Source organism: Streptococcus henryi DSM 19005 (assembly GCF_000376985.1).
Classification (GTDB): Bacteria; Bacillota; Bacilli; order Lactobacillales; family Streptococcaceae; genus Streptococcus; species Streptococcus henryi.
This window is the reverse complement of record NZ_AQYA01000036.1, coordinates 127,270-147,162: the sequence shown is the minus strand read 5'-3', so window position 1 is coordinate 147,162 and position 19,893 is coordinate 127,270. Positions and strand designations below refer to the sequence as shown.

General features: G+C 39.1%; 17 protein-coding genes. All 17 read left to right on the top strand.

The window, feature by feature from the left end:
- Positions 1 to 164 precede the first annotated feature (164 nt).
- The 17 genes from F601_RS0109505 to F601_RS0109425 all read left to right on the top strand — a co-directional run bounded on the left by F601_RS0109505 (position 165) and on the right by F601_RS0109425 (position 19,752).
- On the top strand, positions 165 to 2,045 hold the full coding sequence (locus F601_RS0109505; protein WP_018165452.1) for a sucrose-specific PTS transporter subunit IIBC: 1,881 nt from the start codon (positions 165 to 167) through the stop codon (positions 2,043 to 2,045).
- Between the two features lie 149 nt (positions 2,046 to 2,194).
- Entirely contained in the window at positions 2,195 to 3,076 is an 882-nt protein-coding gene (scrK, locus tag F601_RS0109500) for a fructokinase ScrK (RefSeq protein WP_018165451.1), read from the top strand.
- A 224-nt stretch (positions 3,077 to 3,300) separates the two neighbouring features.
- Complete coding sequence (manA, locus tag F601_RS0109495; protein WP_018165450.1) at positions 3,301 to 4,248, top strand: mannose-6-phosphate isomerase, class I; 948 nt, start codon at positions 3,301 to 3,303, stop codon at positions 4,246 to 4,248.
- 111 nt (positions 4,249 to 4,359) lie between these two features.
- A complete protein-coding gene (gene secA, locus F601_RS0109490) occupies positions 4,360 to 6,888 on the top strand; it encodes a preprotein translocase subunit SecA (protein WP_018165449.1) in 2,529 nt (842 codons plus the stop codon).
- Positions 6,889 to 7,107: 219 nt separating this feature from the next.
- On the top strand, positions 7,108 to 8,139 hold the full coding sequence (locus tag F601_RS0109485) for a 3-deoxy-7-phosphoheptulonate synthase (protein ID WP_018165448.1): 1,032 nt from the start codon (positions 7,108 to 7,110) through the stop codon (positions 8,137 to 8,139).
- Positions 8,140 to 8,144: 5 nt separating this feature from the next.
- On the top strand, positions 8,145 to 9,212 hold the full coding sequence (locus tag F601_RS0109480; RefSeq protein ID WP_018165447.1) for a 3-deoxy-7-phosphoheptulonate synthase: 1,068 nt from the start codon (positions 8,145 to 8,147) through the stop codon (positions 9,210 to 9,212).
- 216 nt (positions 9,213 to 9,428) lie between these two features.
- Positions 9,429 to 9,791 carry a holo-ACP synthase gene (gene acpS, locus F601_RS0109475; RefSeq protein ID WP_018165446.1) on the top strand — a complete coding sequence of 121 codons (363 nt, stop codon included), beginning with the start codon at positions 9,429 to 9,431 and terminating at the stop codon, positions 9,789 to 9,791.
- 141 nt (positions 9,792 to 9,932) lie between these two features.
- A complete protein-coding gene (gene alr / locus F601_RS0109470; protein WP_018165445.1) occupies positions 9,933 to 11,036 on the top strand; it encodes an alanine racemase in 1,104 nt (367 codons plus the stop codon).
- A gap of 147 nt (positions 11,037 to 11,183) precedes the next feature.
- Positions 11,184 to 12,779 carry a CHAP domain-containing protein gene (locus tag F601_RS0109465; RefSeq protein ID WP_051070631.1) on the top strand — a complete coding sequence of 532 codons (1,596 nt, stop codon included), beginning with the start codon at positions 11,184 to 11,186 and terminating at the stop codon, positions 12,777 to 12,779.
- Positions 12,780 to 12,827: 48 nt separating this feature from the next.
- Complete coding sequence (gene recG, locus F601_RS0109460; protein WP_018165443.1) at positions 12,828 to 14,843, top strand: ATP-dependent DNA helicase RecG; 2,016 nt, start codon at positions 12,828 to 12,830, stop codon at positions 14,841 to 14,843.
- A gap of 417 nt (positions 14,844 to 15,260) precedes the next feature.
- Positions 15,261 to 15,617: a hypothetical protein gene (locus F601_RS0109455; protein ID WP_018165442.1), complete on the top strand. Its 357-nt coding sequence runs from the start codon at positions 15,261 to 15,263 to the stop codon at positions 15,615 to 15,617.
- Between the two features lie 282 nt (positions 15,618 to 15,899).
- The gene (locus tag F601_RS0109450) at positions 15,900 to 16,358 is read left to right on the top strand and encodes a hypothetical protein (protein WP_018165441.1); all 459 of its coding nucleotides are present in this window, start codon (positions 15,900 to 15,902) and stop codon (positions 16,356 to 16,358) included.
- Positions 16,359 to 16,378: 20 nt separating this feature from the next.
- Positions 16,379 to 17,248 (top strand): ATP-binding cassette domain-containing protein, encoded by an 870-nt coding sequence (locus tag F601_RS0109445; RefSeq protein ID WP_018165440.1) that lies wholly within the window; start codon positions 16,379 to 16,381, stop codon positions 17,246 to 17,248.
- Between the two features lie 13 nt (positions 17,249 to 17,261).
- The gene (locus F601_RS0109440; RefSeq protein WP_018165439.1) at positions 17,262 to 17,969 is read left to right on the top strand and encodes an ABC transporter permease; all 708 of its coding nucleotides are present in this window, start codon (positions 17,262 to 17,264) and stop codon (positions 17,967 to 17,969) included.
- 13 nt (positions 17,970 to 17,982) lie between these two features.
- Positions 17,983 to 18,552 carry a hypothetical protein gene (locus F601_RS0109435; protein WP_018165438.1) on the top strand — a complete coding sequence of 190 codons (570 nt, stop codon included), beginning with the start codon at positions 17,983 to 17,985 and terminating at the stop codon, positions 18,550 to 18,552.
- Between the two features lie 349 nt (positions 18,553 to 18,901).
- Positions 18,902 to 19,531: a hypothetical protein gene (locus F601_RS0109430; RefSeq protein WP_018165437.1), complete on the top strand. Its 630-nt coding sequence runs from the start codon at positions 18,902 to 18,904 to the stop codon at positions 19,529 to 19,531.
- Between the two features lie 11 nt (positions 19,532 to 19,542).
- A complete protein-coding gene (locus tag F601_RS0109425) occupies positions 19,543 to 19,752 on the top strand; it encodes a helix-turn-helix domain-containing protein (protein WP_018165436.1) in 210 nt (69 codons plus the stop codon).
- The last annotated feature ends 141 nt before the right edge of the window (positions 19,753 to 19,893 follow it).

The window sequence follows — 19,893 nt, the reverse complement described above, 5'->3', positions numbered from 1 at the left end:
TATTATATATAGTAAACGTTTTCTGATGAAAAATCAACGATTTTACGCAAAAACGAAAAAAAACTGCAAAACGCTTGACATATTGATAAAAAGTGATAAAATGTAAAACGTGAAACGCTTTCAAAAAGAAGTTCACAAAAATTAAAAAAAGGAGTTTTTTGCAAATGGACAACACACAAATTGCAAAAGAAGTCATCAAGGCTATTGGTGGTCTTGAGAATGTCAGCAGTGTAGCACACTGCGCGACTCGTCTTCGTGTCATGGTAAAAGATGAAGCGAAAATTGACAAAGACACTGTAGAAAACATCGAAAAAGTTCAAGGTGCTTTCTTTAACTCAGGTCAATACCAAATCATCTTTGGAACTGGTACTGTTAACAAAATCTATGATGAGGTTGTGGCGCTTGGTATGCCAACTGCATCTAAAGATGAACAAAAAGCAGAAGCTGCTAAACAAGGTAATGCTTTCCAACGTGCAGTTCGTACATTCGGTGACGTTTTCGTCCCAATCATTCCTGCAATCGTAGCAACAGGTCTTTTCATGGGTCTCCGTGGACTCTTAGGAGCTTTGGGTATCGTACTCCCAGAAGATTTGAAAGTTTACTCAGAAATTTTAACTGATACTGCCTTTATCGCTCTTCCAGCCTTGGTTGTGTGGTCAACGTTCCGTGTATTCGGTGGTAACCCAGTTATCGGTATTGTTCTTGGGATGATGCTTATTTCAGGCTCACTTCCAAATGCTTGGGCGGTAGCTTCTGGTGGTGATGTGACACCAAAAATCTTCTTTGGATTTATTCCGGTAGTTGGTTTGCAAGGTTCTGTATTGCCAGCTTTCATCATTGGTATTATTGGTGCGAAACTTGAAAAAGCTCTTCATAAAGTAGTTCCTGATGCACTTGACCTTTTGGTTACTCCATTTATGACACTCTTTGTAATGTCAATTCTTGGACTTTTCGCAATCGGGCCAGTCTTCCACGTTGTTGAAAACTACATCCTAATCGGTACTGAAGCTCTTCTAAACTTGCCATTTGGTCTTGCAGGTCTTATCATTGGTGGTCTTCACCAAGTTATCGTCGTGTCTGGTGTTCACCATATCTTCAACTTGCTTGAATCACAATTGGTTGCAAACACTGGTGCTGACCCATTCAACGCTATCATGACTGCTGCTATGACTGCACAAGGTGCAGCTACTGTTGCGGTTGGTGTTAAAACTAAAAACGTTAAATTGAAAGCTCTTGCTTTCCCAGCAGCTCTTTCTGCCTTCCTTGGTATTACTGAGCCAGCTATCTTTGGGGTTAACTTGCGTTTCCGTAAACCATTCTTCCTATCATTGGCAGCAGGTGCCTTTGGTGGTATGGTCGCTTCACTTCTTGGTCTTGCTGGTACTGGTTTTGGTATTACAATCATCCCTGGTACTCTTCTTTACCTCAATGGTCAACTTTTCCAATACCTCATCATGGTAGCAATCTCATTTGCAGCAGGTTTCACTCTTACTTACCTCTTTGGTTATGAAGATGAGGAAGGAGCAGCTCCTGCAAAAAAGCCTGAGGCTCCAGTTGCAAGCCCAGCTGAAGAAGCTTCAGCTCCTGCAACAAAAGAAGAAACACTTGTTAGCCCACTTGCTGGTGAAACTGTAGCTTTGACTTCAGTAAATGACCCAGTATTTGCTTCAGAGGCTATGGGTAAAGGTATTGCTGTTAAACCAAGTGGTAATAAAGTTGTTTCACCAGTTGATGGCGTTGTTCAAATCGCATTTGAAACTGGTCATGCATACGGTCTTAAATCTGACAACGGTGCAGAAGTTCTTATCCACATTGGTATCGATACGGTCTCAATGGATGGTAAAGGCTTTACACAAAAAGTTAAAGCTGATCAACGTGTTAAAAAAGGTGATGTTCTTGGAACATTTGATAGCGCAGCTATCGCAGCGGCAGGTCTTGATGACACAACTATGGTTATCGTGACAAATACAGCTGACTATGCAGAAGTAACACCTCTTGCTTCAGGAACAGTTGTTGAAGGTGCTGACCTTATTTCAGTAAAATAATCACTGATTAAAGAGTGGAATTTTCCACTCTTTTTTATTGTAAAAAACATGATAAGATAGCGGATTTAAAGGGTTTTTACCTTGATTTTTGAAAGAATTTTATCTATAATTAATATTAGATATTTAAAGATTAAAAGGGAGAAATTTAGATGACTAAACTCTATGGAAGTGTAGAAGCAGGCGGTACAAAATTTGTCTGTGCTGTTGGGGATGAAAATTTCCAAGTTGTTGAAAAAGTACAATTTCCAACGACTACCCCATATGAAACAATTGAAAAAACAGTTGCATTTTTTAAGCGCTATGAAGCTGATTTGGTTGGTGTAGCTATTGGATCATTTGGGCCAATCGATATTGATGAAAATTCAGAAACTTATGGTTATATTACTAAAACACCAAAACCAAACTGGTCAAATGTTGATTTGGTTGGGTTGATTGCTAAAGATTTCAAGGTACCATTTTACTTTACAACTGATGTTAATAGCTCTGCATTTGGTGAAGCTATGGTACGTAAAGGTGTCGATAGCTTAGTTTATTACACAATCGGTACAGGAATTGGTGCTGGGGCTATTCAGCGCGGTGAATTTATTGGTGGTACAGGACATACAGAAGCTGGTCATGTCTATGTTGCACCACACCCACATGATATTGCTCATGGATTTACTGGTGTTTGTCCTTTCCATAAAGGATGTTTGGAAGGGATGGCTGCTGGACCATCACTTGAAGCTCGTACAGGTATTCGTGGTGAGTTGATTGAAAAAAATTCTGATGTTTGGGATGTCCAAGCCTATTACATTGCTCAAGCGGCTGTACAAGCAACACTTCTTTACCGTCCGCAAGTGATTGTTTTCGGCGGAGGGGTTATGGCACAAGAACATATGTTACGACGAGTTCGTGATAAATTCGCTGCCTTGATGAATGGATACCTTCCAGTTCCAGATCTCAGTGATTACATCGTTACCCCAGCAATTGCTGAAAATGGTTCTGCTACTGTTGGAAATTTCGCACTTGCTAAAAAAGTTTCTGAACGATAAATCTAATTATATATTTTCAAGTAGGCTAAAAGCCTACTTTTTAAGTTTAATATCAATAATTACTCTACTGGGCTTTGTTATGGTTTCACTAAATATGAAAGAGCGATTTTTTGATTTATAAAATAATAAAATTTGGTTATTGGATGCAAAAGTTAGCAACAATTGGATTTTTTGAAATAGAAAATGATATAATAAAGCAATAATGCTATAAAAGAGGAATCGAAATGTCAGAACCGTTATTTTTGCAATCAGTAATGCATGAAAAAATTTGGGGTGGAACTAAACTTCGTGATGAATTTGGTTATGCTATTCCCAGTGAATCTACTGGTGAATATTGGGCAATTTCTGCACATCCGCATGGCGTGTCGACTATCAAAAATGGGCGATTTGAGGGGATGAAGCTAGATGGTCTTTATCAGGAAGAACCTGCTTTATTTGGTCATCCGACTGAGAAAGTTTTTCCTCTGCTTACTAAAATTTTAGATGCCAACGATTGGCTGAGCGTGCAAGTTCATCCTGATGATACTTACGCAATGGAGCATGAGGGTGAGTTAGGGAAAACTGAATGCTGGTATGTGATATCAGCCGAAGAAGGCTCAGAAATCATTTATGGCCATAATGCAAAAAGCAAAGAAGAATTGGAACAGATGATTCACTCTGAAGATTGGGAACATTTGCTGACACGAATTCCTGTAAAAGCTGGTGACTTTTTCTACGTACCAAGTGGCACCATGCATGCTATCGGAAAAGGGATTCTGATTTTAGAAACTCAACAATCAAGTGATACAACATATCGTGTTTATGATTTTGATCGAAAAGATGCTAATGGTTACAAACGTGATCTTCATCTCAAACAATCAATTGATGTGTTAACAATTGGTGAACCTGAAAATAGTGTTCCAGTTGGTCTTGGCCTAAAAAATATGACATCGACATTATTGGTATCGAATCACTTTTTTGCGGTTTACCATTGGAAATTCTCTGGGCCTGAATTGATGACCCAAACAGCTCCCTATTTGTTGTTAAGTGTCTTGGCTGGAAAAGGTCATCTAAAAGTCGATAATCGGATGTATTATCTGAAAAAGGGAGATCATTTGATTTTGCCGAATGATGTTAAAAACTGGGAAATTGATGGGCAGTTGGAAGTGATTGCAAGCCATCCAAATACATAGAAAAATGGGGTCGGAATTTTCTGACTCTTTCTTTTTTATATAAGACGTTTTCTTGAATGAGAGGCCATTTTATGTTAGAATGGGGTGATAAGACTATCGAAAGGAATAAGAATGGCAAATATTCTACGTACAGTCATTGAAAATGACAAAGGTGAATTAAGAAAATTAGAGAAACTTGCTAAGAAAGTTGAGGCTTACGCTGATGAAATGGCAGCTTTAACTGATGAAGAATTACAGGCAAAAACACCAGAATTTAAAGAACGTTATCAAAAAGGTGAAACACTGGATCAACTATTACCAGAGGCATTTGCAGTAGTCCGTGAGGCTTCAAAACGTGTCTTGGGACTATATCCTTACCATGTTCAAATTATGGGGGGAATTGTACTCCATAATGGTGACGTTCCAGAAATGCGTACAGGGGAAGGTAAAACTTTGACGGCGACTATGCCTGTTTATCTTAATGCCTTGGCAGGTGAAGGGGTTCACGTTATTACTGTTAATGAGTACCTTTCAACACGTGATGCGACTGAAATGGGAGAGGTTTACAGTTGGCTTGGTCTATCTGTAGGGATTAACTTGGCCGCCAAATCTCCATCAGAAAAACGCGAAGCTTATAACTGTGATATCACATATTCAACTAACTCAGAGGTTGGTTTTGACTACCTTCGTGATAATATGGTCGTTCGCGCAGAGGACATGGTTCAACGTCCATTGAACTTTGCATTGGTTGATGAGGTTGACTCAGTTCTTATTGATGAGGCCCGTACGCCATTGATCGTATCTGGTGCTGTAAGCTCAGAAACTAGTCAGTTGTATGTTCGTGCAGATATGTTTGTTAAAACACTTGAATCAACAGATTACATCATTGATGTACCGACTAAGACAATTGGTTTATCAGACTACGGTATCGACAAGGCTGAAGAATATTTCCACTTGGAAAATCTTTATGATCTTGAAAATGTTGCCCTTACTCACTATATTGATAATGCTTTGCGTGCCAACTTTATCATGCTTTTAGACATTGACTACGTTGTTTCTGAAGAGCAAGAAATCCTCATTGTCGACCAATTTACAGGTCGTACAATGCCAGGACGTCGCTTCTCAGATGGTCTTCACCAAGCTATTGAAGCTAAAGAAGGCGTTCGTATTCAAGAAGAGTCAAAAACGAGTGCGTCAATTACTTACCAAAACATGTTCCGCATGTATAAAAAATTGGCGGGTATGACGGGGACAGCAAAAACAGAGGAAGAAGAGTTTCGTGAAGTTTATAATATGCGAATCATCCCTATTCCAACAAACCGTCCTGTCATTCGTATTGACAATACTGACCTTCTTTATCCAACACTTGAGGCTAAATTTAGAGCAGTAATTGCAGATGTCAAGGAACGCTATGAAAAAGGTCAACCTGTACTTGTTGGTACAGTTGCTGTTGAAACATCTGATTTGATTTCTAAAAAACTAGTAGAAGCTGGTGTTCCTCATGAAGTGTTGAATGCTAAAAACCACTTCAAAGAAGCTCAAATCATTATGAACGCTGGACAACGCGGTGCTGTTACAATTGCAACCAATATGGCCGGACGTGGTACAGATATCAAGCTTGGTGAAGGTGTCCGTGAATTGGGGGGACTTTGTGTCATTGGTACTGAACGCCATGAAAGCCGTCGTATTGATAATCAGCTTCGTGGTCGTTCAGGACGTCAAGGTGACCCAGGTGAATCACAATTCTATCTCTCTTTAGAAGATGATCTTATGCGTCGTTTCGGTTCTGATCGTATCAAAGTCTTTATGGAACGTTTGAGCGACGGGGAAGAAGATGTTGTGATTAAATCACGTATGTTAACTAAGCAGGTTGAAGGTGCTCAAAAACGTGTTGAAGGTAATAACTACGATACACGTAAGCAAGTCCTTCAATATGATGATGTTATGCGTGAACAACGTGAAATTATCTATGCAGAACGTCGTGATGTCATTACTGCAGATCGTGATCTTGGACCTGAAATCAAAGCAATGATCAAACGTACAATTGATCGCACAGTCGATGCACATAGCAGAAGCGAACATACAGAAGCTTTAGAAGCAATTTTAAACTTTGCTAAGACTAACTTGGTTGCAGAAGATTCAATTCAATTGTCAGACATTGAAGGTTTGAAATTTGATGAAATCAAAGACTATCTCTACGATCGTGCGCTCGCTGTTTACGACAATCAAATGTCTAAATTACGTGATGAACAAGCAGTAAGAGAATTCCAAAAAGTACTGATTTTGATGGTTGTGGACAACAAGTGGACTGACCACATTGATGCATTGGATCAATTACGTCAAGCAGTTGGCCTTCGTGGATACGCTCAAAACAATCCTGTCGTTGAATATCAATCTGAAGGTTTCCGTATGTTCCAAGATATGGTGGGAGCTATCGAGTTTGATGTGACGCGTACGATGATGAAAGCACAAATTCACGAACGCGAACGTGAGCGTGCAAGCCATCATGCTACAACGACAGCTGAGAAAAATATCACTGCAAAAGCACCAACATCAGTAAATAAAGAAAAAATTGATTTCTCAGGAGTTGAACGCAACGATCTGTGTCCATGTGGTTCAGGTAAGAAATTTAAGAACTGTCACGGACGCCGACAATTCTAAATTGTACGTATAGGCTGAAAATTCTGAAAAATCACTTTGAAAAAGAGCTCCAAAATGGTATAATAGAAAAAATTTAAAATTTTCATGGAAATTTTATGCTTTTCTATTCTTGTCCATATTGGAGATTAGGCTGATTGACTATATATTGCCTAGTCCCTTGTGGACTAGGCATTTTGTTGTTTTCTGTGAAAGAGTCTCAGTATTTATAAAGGAGAAGCCATGTCATTCAAAGCTCTAGGTGAAAAAATTAATTTCGAAACTGTGAAAGAAGAATCTACCTTGTCTGGTGAGATTTTAGCTAATAAAATTGCGCGTGATAAAGAGTTGGCTGCTATCATGAAGGGTGAAGATGACCGTATGCTTTTGGTTATTGGTCCATGTTCGTCTGATAATGAAGAGGTTGTGCTTGATTATGCAAATCGTCTTGCTAAGCTTCAAGAAGAAGTGAAAGATCGTGTATTTATGGTTATGCGTGTTTACACTGCTAAACCTCGTACCAATGGTGATGGTTATAAAGGACTTGTTCACCAACCAGATGCTCAAGGTGAACCAAATTTAATCAATGGTATTCGTGCAGTTCGTAATCTTCATTATCGTGTAATTACTGAGACTGGAATAACAACAGCTGATGAAATGCTTTATCCAGAGAATCTGCCTTTGATTGATGACTTGGTATCTTACATTGCTATAGGTGCTCGTTCTGTTGAAGACCAGCAACACCGCTTTGTAGCATCAGGCATTGATGTGCCGACTGGAATGAAAAATCCTACTTCAGGTAATCTTAACGTTATGTTCAACGGTATTTATGCTGCACAATCAGCACAAAACTTCCTATTCAACGGGGAAGAAGTTGAAACTTCTGGTAACCCATTAGCGCATGCTATTTTACGTGGAGCCATTAATGAGTATGGAAAAAACATTCCAAACTATTATTATGATAACCTTTTGGATACTATAGCTCAGTATGAAAAAATGGGCTTGGAAAATCCATTTATCATGATTGATACTAATCATGATAATTCAGGTAAAAACTACCTTGAACAAATCCGTATTGTTCGTCAGACCCTTATCAATCGTGATTGGAATGAAAGTATTCGTAAAGCAGTTCGTGGTTTCATGATTGAGTCATATATTGAAGACGGTCGCCAGGATAAGCCAGAGGTTTATGGAAAATCAATTACTGATCCCTGCCTAGGTTGGAACAAAACAGAAGAACTTGTTCGTGAAATTTACAATACATTAGGAGAATAAAGCTTATGGGTATTCATCAAAAAAGTGCCAGCATTGATATTGCACAAGTTAAACAGTTATCAAAATTAGAAGGTGCATTTCTTGAGCGTAAAGAAGCGCGTGATAAGGAATTAGAGGCTATTATCAAAGGAGATGATCAACGTATCCTCTTGGTTATTGGTCCATGTTCATCTGATAATGAAGAAGCAGTCTTAGAATATGCTAGACGTTTATCTGCACTTCAAGAAGAAGTTGCTGATAAGATATTCATGGTCATGCGTGTCTATACAGCTAAACCTCGTACGAATGGTGATGGTTACAAGGGGCTTATGCATCAGCCTGACACATCAAAACTTCCTGATTTGATCAATGGGATTGCAGCGGTTCGTCACCTTCACTATCGCGTCATTACTGAAACTGGTTTGACTACTGCTGATGAAATGCTTTATCCAGCCAATTTACCACTTGTAGATGACTTGGTTTCATACCATGCTATCGGAGCACGTTCTGTCGAAGACCAAGAGCACCGCTTTGTAGCATCAGGAATCGATGTTCCAACTGGAATGAAAAATCCAACCTCAGGTAACCTCAACGTCATGTTCAATGCCATCTACGCTGCTCAAAACGAACAAAACTTTATCTACCATAATGCAGAAGTAGAAACTGATGGTAATCCCCTCGCTCATGCCATCTTGCGTGGTGCAACCAATGAGCATGGTGAAAATGAGCCTAATTATTACTATGATATTTTGGAAAAAGCTATCGCTCAATACAAAAAAATGGGCTTAGCTAATCCATTTATCGTCTTGGACACTAATCATGATAATTCAGGTAAAAACCCACTTGAACAAATTCGTATCGTCCGTCAAACCCTTATCAATCGCGATTGGAATGAAGAAATTCGTAAGTATGTTCGTGGCTTCATGATTGAATCTTATCTTGAAGATGGTCGTCAAGATCAACCTGAGGTTTTTGGAAAATCTATTACAGATCCATGCTTGGGATGGGAAAAGACAGAAAAACTTATTCGTGAGATACATGCAACCTTAAGTCATGATTCTTTTGAGGATTTGATTTTTAAAGATGCAGAATAATATAATTTGGAGGAGTTGAGGTCACTCAACTTCTTCTTTTTTGCTTTTAAAAAAAGAATAGTTTACAATAGGTATGTTTGTAAAAATAAGAAAATATATAATATTTGATTTTCAAAAATGATGATGAGTAATTCTATTAACTAGAAGCAAGTAGTAGTGAACTGATTTTTCTATGTCCACTTGAAGCTCTTTGTTTCTTAATTTTAAGGAGAATATATGATTATCGGACATGGGATTGATTTACAGGAAATCTCAGCTATAGAGAAAGCTTATAATAAGAATTCAAAGTTTGCAGAACGCATTTTAACTACCAATGAATTTGTTGTCTTTTCACAGCTAAAAAATCATAAAAGGAAAATAGAATTTTTAGCTGGTCGTTGGGCCGGGAAGGAAGCTTTTTCTAAAGCTCTAGGAACAGGAATTGGCCAAGTAGGTTTCAAAGATATTGAAATATTGCCTAATGAAAAGGGGGCTCCTTACATTAATCAAGCAATTTTTCAAGGAAATGTTTATATTTCGCTAACACATAGTGGAAATTTTGCTCAAGCAAGTGTGATTTTAGAAGAAAATAATTCCTAAAAGTGGTAAGATAGTCTTATCACTTCTCAAGGTTCATATTATCTTCATTCTATGACAGCTCTATTGGGTAAAGGATATCTTGAGTGAGCATAATCAGGACTAATTGAAAATTATAGAAAACTATAAAGACAAGGAGTTTAGATGATTTCAAGTTTTCATCGTCCGACAAAGGCGATAATTGATTTATCTGCTATTGCAGATAATATACGTACCATACAAGCGCATCTTCCACAAGGGAAAAAAAGTTTTGCAGTTGTCAAAGCAAATGCCTATGGGCATGGAGCAGTAGAAGTTGCGAGTCATATTCGAACATTTGTAGATGGTTTTTGTGTTTCAAACATTGATGAAGCATTGGAGTTGCGAGAAGCAGGAATTGATGAACCCATTTTAATTCTTGGTGTTGTGATGCCAGATGAAGTTGATTTGGCTATTGAAAATGATATTATTATTGCAGTAGCGAGTTTAGAATGGTTACATCTTTCTCAGGCCCAAAATATTTCACTCAAGGGACTTCAGGTGCATATTAAGGTTGATTCTGGAATGGGTCGTATTGGAGTTGGTTCTTTAGAAGAAGCAGATAAACTGATTGCAGGTTTACAAGCCCAAGAGGCTGAAGTTCTTGGGATTTTTACTCATTTTGCAACTGCTGACGAGGCAGATGACAGTAAGTTTAATGAGCAACTAAGCTTTTTTACAGAACTAGTATCAAACTTAACATTTAAACCTGAAATGGTTCATGCAAGTAATTCTGCAACTAGCCTTTGGCATGCTGATACCATTTTTAATGCAGTTCGTCTTGGAATTGTTATTTATGGCCTCAACCCAAGTGGTAGAGAATTATCTTTACCTTACCCACTAAGACCAGCTTTATCATTAGAGTCTGTTTTGGTTCACGTTAAAGAGATTGACAAGGGAGCCAGTGTTGGTTACGGAGCCACTTATGTGGCCAGTGAAAAACAATTTATAGGTACAATTCCAATTGGTTATGCTGATGGATGGACTAGGGAGTTGCAAGGATTTTCTGTTCTCATAGATGGAGAATTCTGCGAAATCGTTGGTCGAGTTTCTATGGACCAGATAACTGTTAGATTACCTAAAAAATATGCACTTGGTACACCTGTTGTTCTTATTGGACAAGACGGCAGTCATGAAATTACGGCTACAGATATTGCGGTTAAAAGGCACACGATTAATTACGAAGTGCTATGTCTTTTGAGCGATCGTATACCTCGTTATTTTCATTAAGTACTGTAAGGGTTATTATTAGAATAATCCTTGTTTTTATGTTAATATGATGTTATAAAAGGAAAATGATGTAAAAGAAAGGAGATTGTCGTGAAAAAATTAAATAAAAGTGCAACAGCCTTACTAATTGTATTGTTATCGTCGCACATGACAAATTTTGTCGCGTTGGCTGATGATGCTGATACCTCAGAGTCTAGTCAAATCGTAACAGAGATCGAGGCTGATGCAGCAACGGATCAGGTCATTGCCCAAGATACTGTTTCAGTTGCAATTGCACCAGAACCAGTGATTTTAGAGCCAGAATTGGCTAACTCAGCTGCTGATAATCTAGTAGCAGATGCTACAAACGATGATCTTCCTCAAAGTCAAGAAGCGGATGTTGATGTAACGTCTGAACCAGTTTCAGAGTCGAATGGTGAGGATAAACCTGCTTCAGAAGGACAAGAAGATAGTGACAAAACGGTCGATGAAGAGCCATCAGAGCAAAATCAAGCAGAAGATGAAGCTCCCACAGAAACTAATGACCAAAGTTCAGATGTAGTTGAAGAAAAACCAGCAGAGACACCAAATACTAGTACAGATAAGCCTGCGCCATCAGAAAACAAAGCGCAAGAAGTTCAACCTGCTCCTAGTGCCCCAAGTGTCCCTAGTACGTCCAATGTGGCTCCAACACCAGTAGTTGAACAAATTACTGTGGATCTACCTCAACAAACTTACGTACAGGATTTTGACTATGTTTCTTATGATGACGACGATATTTTAACCTATACGACATATGTTGAACATTGGTCTGGTAAGGATGCTTATACTCATAATTTATTGTCTCATCGTTATGGTATTACAGCTGAGCAATTGGATGGCTTTTTGAAGAACACAGGTATTAACTATGATTCTAAGCGTATCAATGGTGCTAAACTATTGGAGTGGGAGAAGAAGAGTGGACTTGATGTACGTGCCATTGTTGCTATTGCTATGGCAGAAAGCTCTCTAGGAACACAAGGTGTTGCAAGATTGAGTGGTGCCAATATGTTTGGTTATGCTGCTTTTGATTTATCTCCAAATCAAGCATTAAATTATAATGATGATACTGCAGTTCGCAAACTAACTAGCGAAACTATTGTGCGCAATAAAAATTTGACCTTTAAAGTTCAAGATCAAAAGGCTCAAAAATTAGCTGCAGGACAATTTAATTTTGCAACTGACGGTGGTGTTTACTTTACAGATACTTCAGGAACAGGTAAACGTCGTGCTCAAATCATGGAAGATCTTGATAAATGGATTGATGAACACGGTGGCACACCAGAAATTCCAGCCGAGTTACGCACATTAAACACTGTCATGCTTGCAACAGTTCCTGCTGATTATACTATTAGCACAGCAATCAATTCAACGCTTTATAGTGGATTTTCTTATCCATGGGGTGAATGTACTTGGTATGTTTATAATCGTGCTCAAGAATTAGGCTATCGTTTCGATGCCTATATGGGAAATGGTGCAGATTGGCAATTAAAAGCAGGTTATGAAACAACTCATGAGCCAAAAACAGGCTATGCGCTATCATTCTCACCAGGTCAAGCAGGTGCTGATCCAACTTATGGTCACGTAGCCATTGTTGAGGAAGTTAAGGAAGATGGTTCTATCCTTATCTCTGAATCCAATGCTATGGGACGTGGTGTGGTTTCTTACCGTACTTTCTCAGCTGCCCAAGCTGCTCAATTTACTTATGTTATTGGACACCAATAAAAGTATTAAAGACGCAAAAATATGCGTCTTTTTTGTTATAATTAAATTATGCATTTAAAATCACCAATAGCAGATTTAAAGGGTTTTGGGCCAAAATCTGCTGAAAAATTTCAAAAATTAGATATCTATACCATAGAAGACCTCTTATTATACTATCCTTTTCGTTATGAGGACTTTAAATCTAAATCCGTTTTTGAACTGGCTGATGGGGAGAAAGCCGTTATCACTGGAACAGTGGTAACGCCTGCCAATGTTCAGTATTATGGCTTCAAGCGTAATCGACTGTCTTTCAAAATTAAGCAGGGCGAAGCCGTTATTGCCATTTCTTTCTTTAATCAGCCTTATTTGGCTGATAAGATTGAATTGGGGCAGGATGTTGCTGTTTTTGGTAAATGGGATCAAGCTAAGTCTGCTCTAACTGGGATGAAACTATTGGCTCAGGTTGAAGATGATATGCAGCCTGTCTATCGAGTGGCTCAAGGAATCTCGCAGTCTGCACTGGTTAAGGCTATCAAAGCGGCTTTTGATGCTGGCGCTGTTTCTTGGCTTGAAGAGAATCTGCCACAAGTTCTCTTGGATAAGTATCGTTTGCTCAGCCGTTCTCAGGCTGCGGCTGCTATGCATTTTCCAAAAGATTTGGCTGAGTACAAGCAGGCTCTCCGCCGCATCAAATTTGAAGAACTCTTTTATTTTCAGATGAACTTGCAGGCTTTGAAAGCGGAAAACAAGTCTGAGTCAAATGGCTTAGCCATGGCTTTTGATAATAAAGAGATTAATGAAAAGATTGAAGCTCTGCCATTTCCCCTAACAGTCGCCCAAAAGCGAAGTTTAGATGAAATTTTAGCAGATATGAAATCTGGAGCTCACATGAATCGCCTTCTTCAGGGGGATGTGGGGTCAGGTAAGACGGTTATTGCCAGTCTTGCTATGTATGCTGCTTATACGGCTGGCTATCAATCTGCCCTAATGGTACCAACGGAGATCTTGGCGGAACAGCATTTTGAGAGTCTGACTCAGCTTTTTTCAGACCTCTCCATCGCCATTCTAACTTCTGGCATGAAAACAGCTGCTAAAAAGGCTGCCTTAGCAGCAATTGCTGATGGCTCGGTGGATATGATTGTGGGGACTCATACTCTCATTCAGGATGCAGTGCTTTACCATAAACTGGGTTTAGTTATCACGGATGAGCAGCACCGTTTTGGTGTCAATCAGCGCCGTGTCTTTCGAGAAAAAGGAGAAAACCCAGATGTCCTTATGATGACGGCAACACCAATCCCACGTACACTAGCCATTACAGCCTTTGGTGAGATGGATGTTTCCATTATCGATGAAATGCCAGTAGGTCGCAAGCCTATTGTCACGCGCTGGGTCAAGCACCAACAGCTGGAGACAGTCCTAAACTGGGTCAAAAAAGAACTGGCAAAAGATTCCCAAGTCTATGTTATCTCGCCCTTGATTGAAGAATCAGAAGCCTTGGATTTGAAAAATGCTGTTGCACTGCATGAGGAACTATCTGCCTACTTTGACGGAGTAGCCACGGTCGCCCTCATGCATGGACGCATGAAAAATGAAGAAAAAGACCAAATCATGCAAGACTTTAAGGATAAAAAAACTCAAGTCTTGGTATCAACGACAGTTATCGAAGTTGGGGTTAATGTTCCCAATGCTACTGTTATGATTATTATGGATGCTGATCGCTTTGGGCTCAGCCAGCTGCATCAGCTGCGCGGGCGCGTGGGCCGAGGACATAAACAATCATACTGTGTTCTGGTTGCCAATCCCAAAACAGACAGCGGTAAGGAACGTATGAAGGCCATGTGCGATACGACTGACGGTTTCGTTCTTGCTGAAGCTGACCTCAAAATGCGAGGGTCTGGTGAAATTTTCGGCACGCGCCAGTCGGGAATCCCAGAATTTCAGGTTGCTGATATCGTGGAAGATTATCCTATTTTAGAAGAAGCCAGACGCCTAGCAGCGGAAATCGTATCTGATAAAAACTGGCAAGAAGACCAGCGTTGGGCACCTATTGTCAAAAACCTCAAAGAAAGAGGAGATTTTGACTGAGACTTAGTCTAGAAAATCTAAAAATAAGCTCCCTGTATCTATCAAGAATGCAGGGAGTTTATGTTTTCTACTATATAGCCGAATGAAGAGTTTTCAGACTAGGACTGCTCAAACAGTCAGGGGAGTGACTGTTTGAGGTTGGAAATAAAAACTGACGTCAGTCAGTTCACCAAACAGTCAGGGGAGTGACCGTTTGAGGTTGGAAATAAAAACTGACGTCAGTCAGTTCACCAAACAGTCAGGGGAGTGACTGTTTGAAGAGACAAAGAAAAAACTAGCCCTAAAATGTAAGCGTTTAACAAAAGATGCAAAAAATGCTATAATAAACATAGAATATTTGTCTGCAGGTTAGTAATAAAACGAGTGAAGGCAAGGTACACCCTAAAAAGTAATTTTGCTTAGATGAGGAGGCGTCTCATGGTATTTAATAGTGACTGGTTATTGAACCAAATTAGGGGAACTGCAAATACAATAGGGAAAGTCTTTAGGCTAGAGACAATCAATATTGATTTAGGAATGGTCGAGGATAAAGAAGGTAAAGCAGTTAACGGAAATGACTATCTGGACTTTTTGTTGGCTAAAGAAGATTTTGATAGAGCTGCGGCTGTCATCGGTGGTCAACTCAAGCGATTAAGTCCTCATCAATATAAATTCCTTGTTGATACCTTTATTGATCACTTAAAGACACTGGATGCGGAGTCTTTGGAAAGAAATCATTTGACTTTGGATAAAATTGAAAAACTCCATGAGGATTTGAAAGAATTTAAGTGGTAAAAACTAAACTTTAGGAGATTAAGCTCAGCCAAGTGCTGAGTTTTTTGTTTTCAACAATAATATAGTAAGGGTAATTTTTCTAAAAAACAGATATTAAAATACGACAATAGATAAAAAAATATCGAAAAACGATATTTTTCTTGACAAAAGAATTACTGTATTGTATTATAAATATATCGAAAGACGATAAAAAACGAATCAAAAACAAGAAATCGTCATCGAAAAAAAGAAAAAGTAGGAGCTCAGCTTTTTCTCGAAAAAAAGAAATAAAAGGAAAAACTCATGAAAACAATCAAATCAATGGCAAACATTATTCTTACTATTGCAGCAGCCCTACTTGTCCTACAAGTTCTTTTAGCCCTCATGGTCAATTTTCTCCCAACTTCCCTTCTTACCAACTCGCAAAATCTAGGCGTCAAAATTTCTGGTCAAGCAGGACTAGTGAATGTCCTAGTTCTTCTCATTCGTAATGGACTTTGGGTCTTTGGCCTGGCACACTTGAAAACCTTTATTAAAACCTTCCAAGTCTCAGACCTGATGACAGAGGCCTTTGCAAGCTTTATCAAAAAAGCCGGCCTCTTTGTTCTAACGACAGAAGTTTTTTCCAGCTACCTTGCAACTCTTCAAGCACCAGCAGGAACCTATCTTATTAGTCTTAAATACGGTGTGACCCTAATTTTGCTTGGCTTTGCCTGTGATTACTCAGGTCGTTACCTTGCTAAACACGGTTTTAGCCTTTAAAGATATGGAAGGAGCATATCATGCCAAACTTACTGACCATCGAACATATTAGTAAAAGCTACGGCAAACAAAAAGCCTTAGACAGCGTCAGCTTTTCCATCAAAAAAGGAGAAATTTTAGGCCTCGTGGGACAAAACGGGGCAGGGAAAACCACTCTCATCCGCATCTTGTCAGGGCTGATTAGTAAGGGTGGAGGCTCTGTCAAGCAAGCCCAAAACTATAAAATCGGTTCTATCATTGAATCTCCGGTCCTCTATCCTAATATGTCAGCCCAGGACAATCTGACTTACGCTGCCTTGCAAATTGGAATCAAGGAAAAAGAAGCTCGGATTGCTGAGGTCCTCAGTCTTGTTGGCCTTTCTCAGGTGGATAAAAAGAAAAAGGTTAAGGATTTTTCACTTGGTATGCGTCAGCGCATGGCCATCGCCCTTGCCATTCTAGACTTTCCAGACTTTCTGGTTTTGGATGAGCCGGTCAACGGCCTGGACCCCTCTGGCATCAAGGAAATGCGAGAGATTATCCACAATCTCCGGGACAACTACGGCATTACCGTCCTTATTTCTAGCCACATTCTCTCTGAGCTAGAGCTGGTGGTGGACCGCTTTGTCATCATGCACAAGGGCCGCATTATCAAGGATATTGAGAAGTCTGCCCTAAAAACTGAAGTCGAGGAAAAGATTATCCTTTCTACTTTGGACAATAAGCTGGCGCAGAAGACTTTAAGTGACTTGGGCTTAGAGTTTACCGTCCAAAGGGACAAACTCTGTCTGTCGCCTGAAAAATCAGTTCAGGAGCTAATCCTTTATCTCCTTGAGCAAAACATTGAAATCACAGATATCTATCATGCTGGAAGCAGCTTTGAAGATTATTATTTGAGTTTATTAGACTAGAAAGAGAGTTATCATGCTTAACTATTTAAAAGCCGATTGCTATCGCATCCGCAAAGAGCGCTTGTCTCTGGTATCGCTAGGTCTCTTGATGACATTTGCTATACTTTTTGCCTTTCTCTATCGAGAAGAGACTTCCAATCAAGTGGGACAAAGCCTTGTCATGGTCTGGCCAACGCTACTTCCTCTCTTTTTTGTCACACCGGCAAAGATTTTCTTGGGGGAAGATTTGACCAATCGTACTATCAATAATATCCTTGTTAAGAGTCAGAATCGTTTGAAGGTTTTTTCCTATAAGTGGCTTATGACCCTTGCCATGACTTGGCTTTACATTCTTTTAGCTCTCCTTCTGACAGCCTTTGCTCATCAGATGTTTACGGGAGTGGCTTCTTACCAGACCATTTTGACCTATTTTCTCTATCAACTTCCTATCTACACGGTTATTGCCAGCCTCTGTGCCTTTATCTTTGCCTTCTTTGACAAAATCTATCAATCTTATATGGTTTACATTATTATCGCCCTGCTTTTTGACCAACTGGCCAGTCTCATGATTGGAATGATTTTCAAAACAGATGCCTTAGCGCCTTATATGATGTTTAACCAACTGAGTCAGGTAGATGTGGCAGGAAACTATTTTACCGCAACGGTTCTGGTGGCTGTTCTCTTTACAGTGCTTTATTCAGTGATGGCTTATATGCTCTTCGAAAAACGCGAGTTCAAATAAGAAGGAGAAAATCATGAAGAAGAAAATGTTATTTGCATTCTTAGCTTTCCTAGTTGTGGGCCTTGGATTTTTAGTCTGGCAGGGTGTGGAAAATGATAAGGCAGATACTGAATACGACAAGGTGCTGACTGTCCCAGCTCAAGCTATCAATACCCTGCATCTTTCTGGTCTGGAGCAACCCGCCAAAGTGATTGTAACTGAGACAGAGCAGGAGGAGACGACTGTCCATGTTTCTGGACTCCTTGCTCAATCTAATATCAACGCCTTAGAAGAACAATTTGAGATTGACCATGAAGGTGACTTAATCATTTCTTTCACCAAAGAAGGTTTAACGATGACGGTCATGACTGAGAAACCAACCCTAACCATTGAGATTAACTTAGCAAAAGGAGCTAGTTTTAACGATTTCTATCTTTTTAGTAACAATGGCGGAGCAGAAGTTTCACTACCAGCATCCTTTGACGGTGTTTACAAGCTCAAAAGCAAGAGTGGAGACATTAACCAACCACAGGATGGTAGGAATAATAAACGTCAGGTTAGTGTAGAAGTGACTGGAGATATTAAAGTTGAACTAGAAAAATAGAAAAAACTCACCAAGTAGATAAAAAAGTGGTCTTAAAATTTAGTGAAAACTCTAAAAGATAAATTTTACTCTTTTAAAATCAAAATGATACATCGTCAGTTTCGACTTGCCGTACCCTGGTACTGCCTTCGTCTCACTTCCTCGTCTGATTTTGATTTTATTTGAGTATTACTTATCGTTCTAAAATAAAAAATTGTTCTTGGTCAGTAAATTGTGTATAATGGAAATGGAAAGTGGATAGAGTCTAGAAAACACCAATAATTTTAGAAGTCGCGGTTTAAAGAGACCTAAACATCCAGATTTTTTGATCAGAGTAGTCTACAAATCTATCCTAATAAAGGAGTTTATCATGTTAACGATCTTATATTTTTCAGTATTTCTTGTATTATTGATTATCCTATTTTTAATTTGGTATTTAATCAAAGTCAGAAAAAATCCAATGGCAAATCGTGAGTTTGGATACTTACGTTGGGTAATCTACTTAATTAATATTGTTATTTTTGCCTTATCACTTAGCGCACTTGCAGGAATTATCTATACTTTGCTTTCTTTATTTGGAAAATTAGACCTATTGACTCAATTTTCTACTAAAAGTGGAACAGGAATATCCTTTACAGCAGAATTGTCAACCTTTGGTTCGTTTGTTGAAGTTATCAATCTTTTAGCTGCAATTGGTATTTTAATCTGTATGCGTTTATTTATGAAGAACATTTTATCAGAGGAGATTTTTGTTGCTAAAAATGTTAACTTGGCTCGATTATCAACTGTTTTCCTAGTTCTTGGCTCACTTATCAGAGAGGGTTCAGATTCAGCAAGTTTAATTTTACAAAGTGGCGTGAGCAAAGATGGGGTGATGCGTACAGCAACTTACAGCCTATTTAATCTAAATTATCTGTTAGCAGCTGTTTTGGTCTGGACGATTTCCATTATTCTGGAAAAAGCTATCGCTATTGCAGACGAAAATGAATTTACAATCTAGGGAGGTCAGGGATGATTATTGTTAATCTTGATGTAGAACTGGCCAAAAAGAAAATGCGTTCAGGAGAGTTGGCTGAGAGAATTGGAATTACCAATGCCAACCTTTCCATTTTAAAGACTGGAAAGGCTAAGGCTATTCGCTTTTCAACTCTTGATGCCATATGTAGAGAATTGGGCTGTCAGCCAGGTGATATTCTTGAATACAGACCAGATGAGGAATAATTGATGTCCAGAAATCCGTTTTAGTCTGAGTCTCAATACAAAAGAGATAAGAGATCTTGTGCATGCCAATCAGCCGATAGTTGCTATTAATGAAAAAGTGATTCAAATCTTGTTGGTCAATTGGCATACAAATGAAAAAGG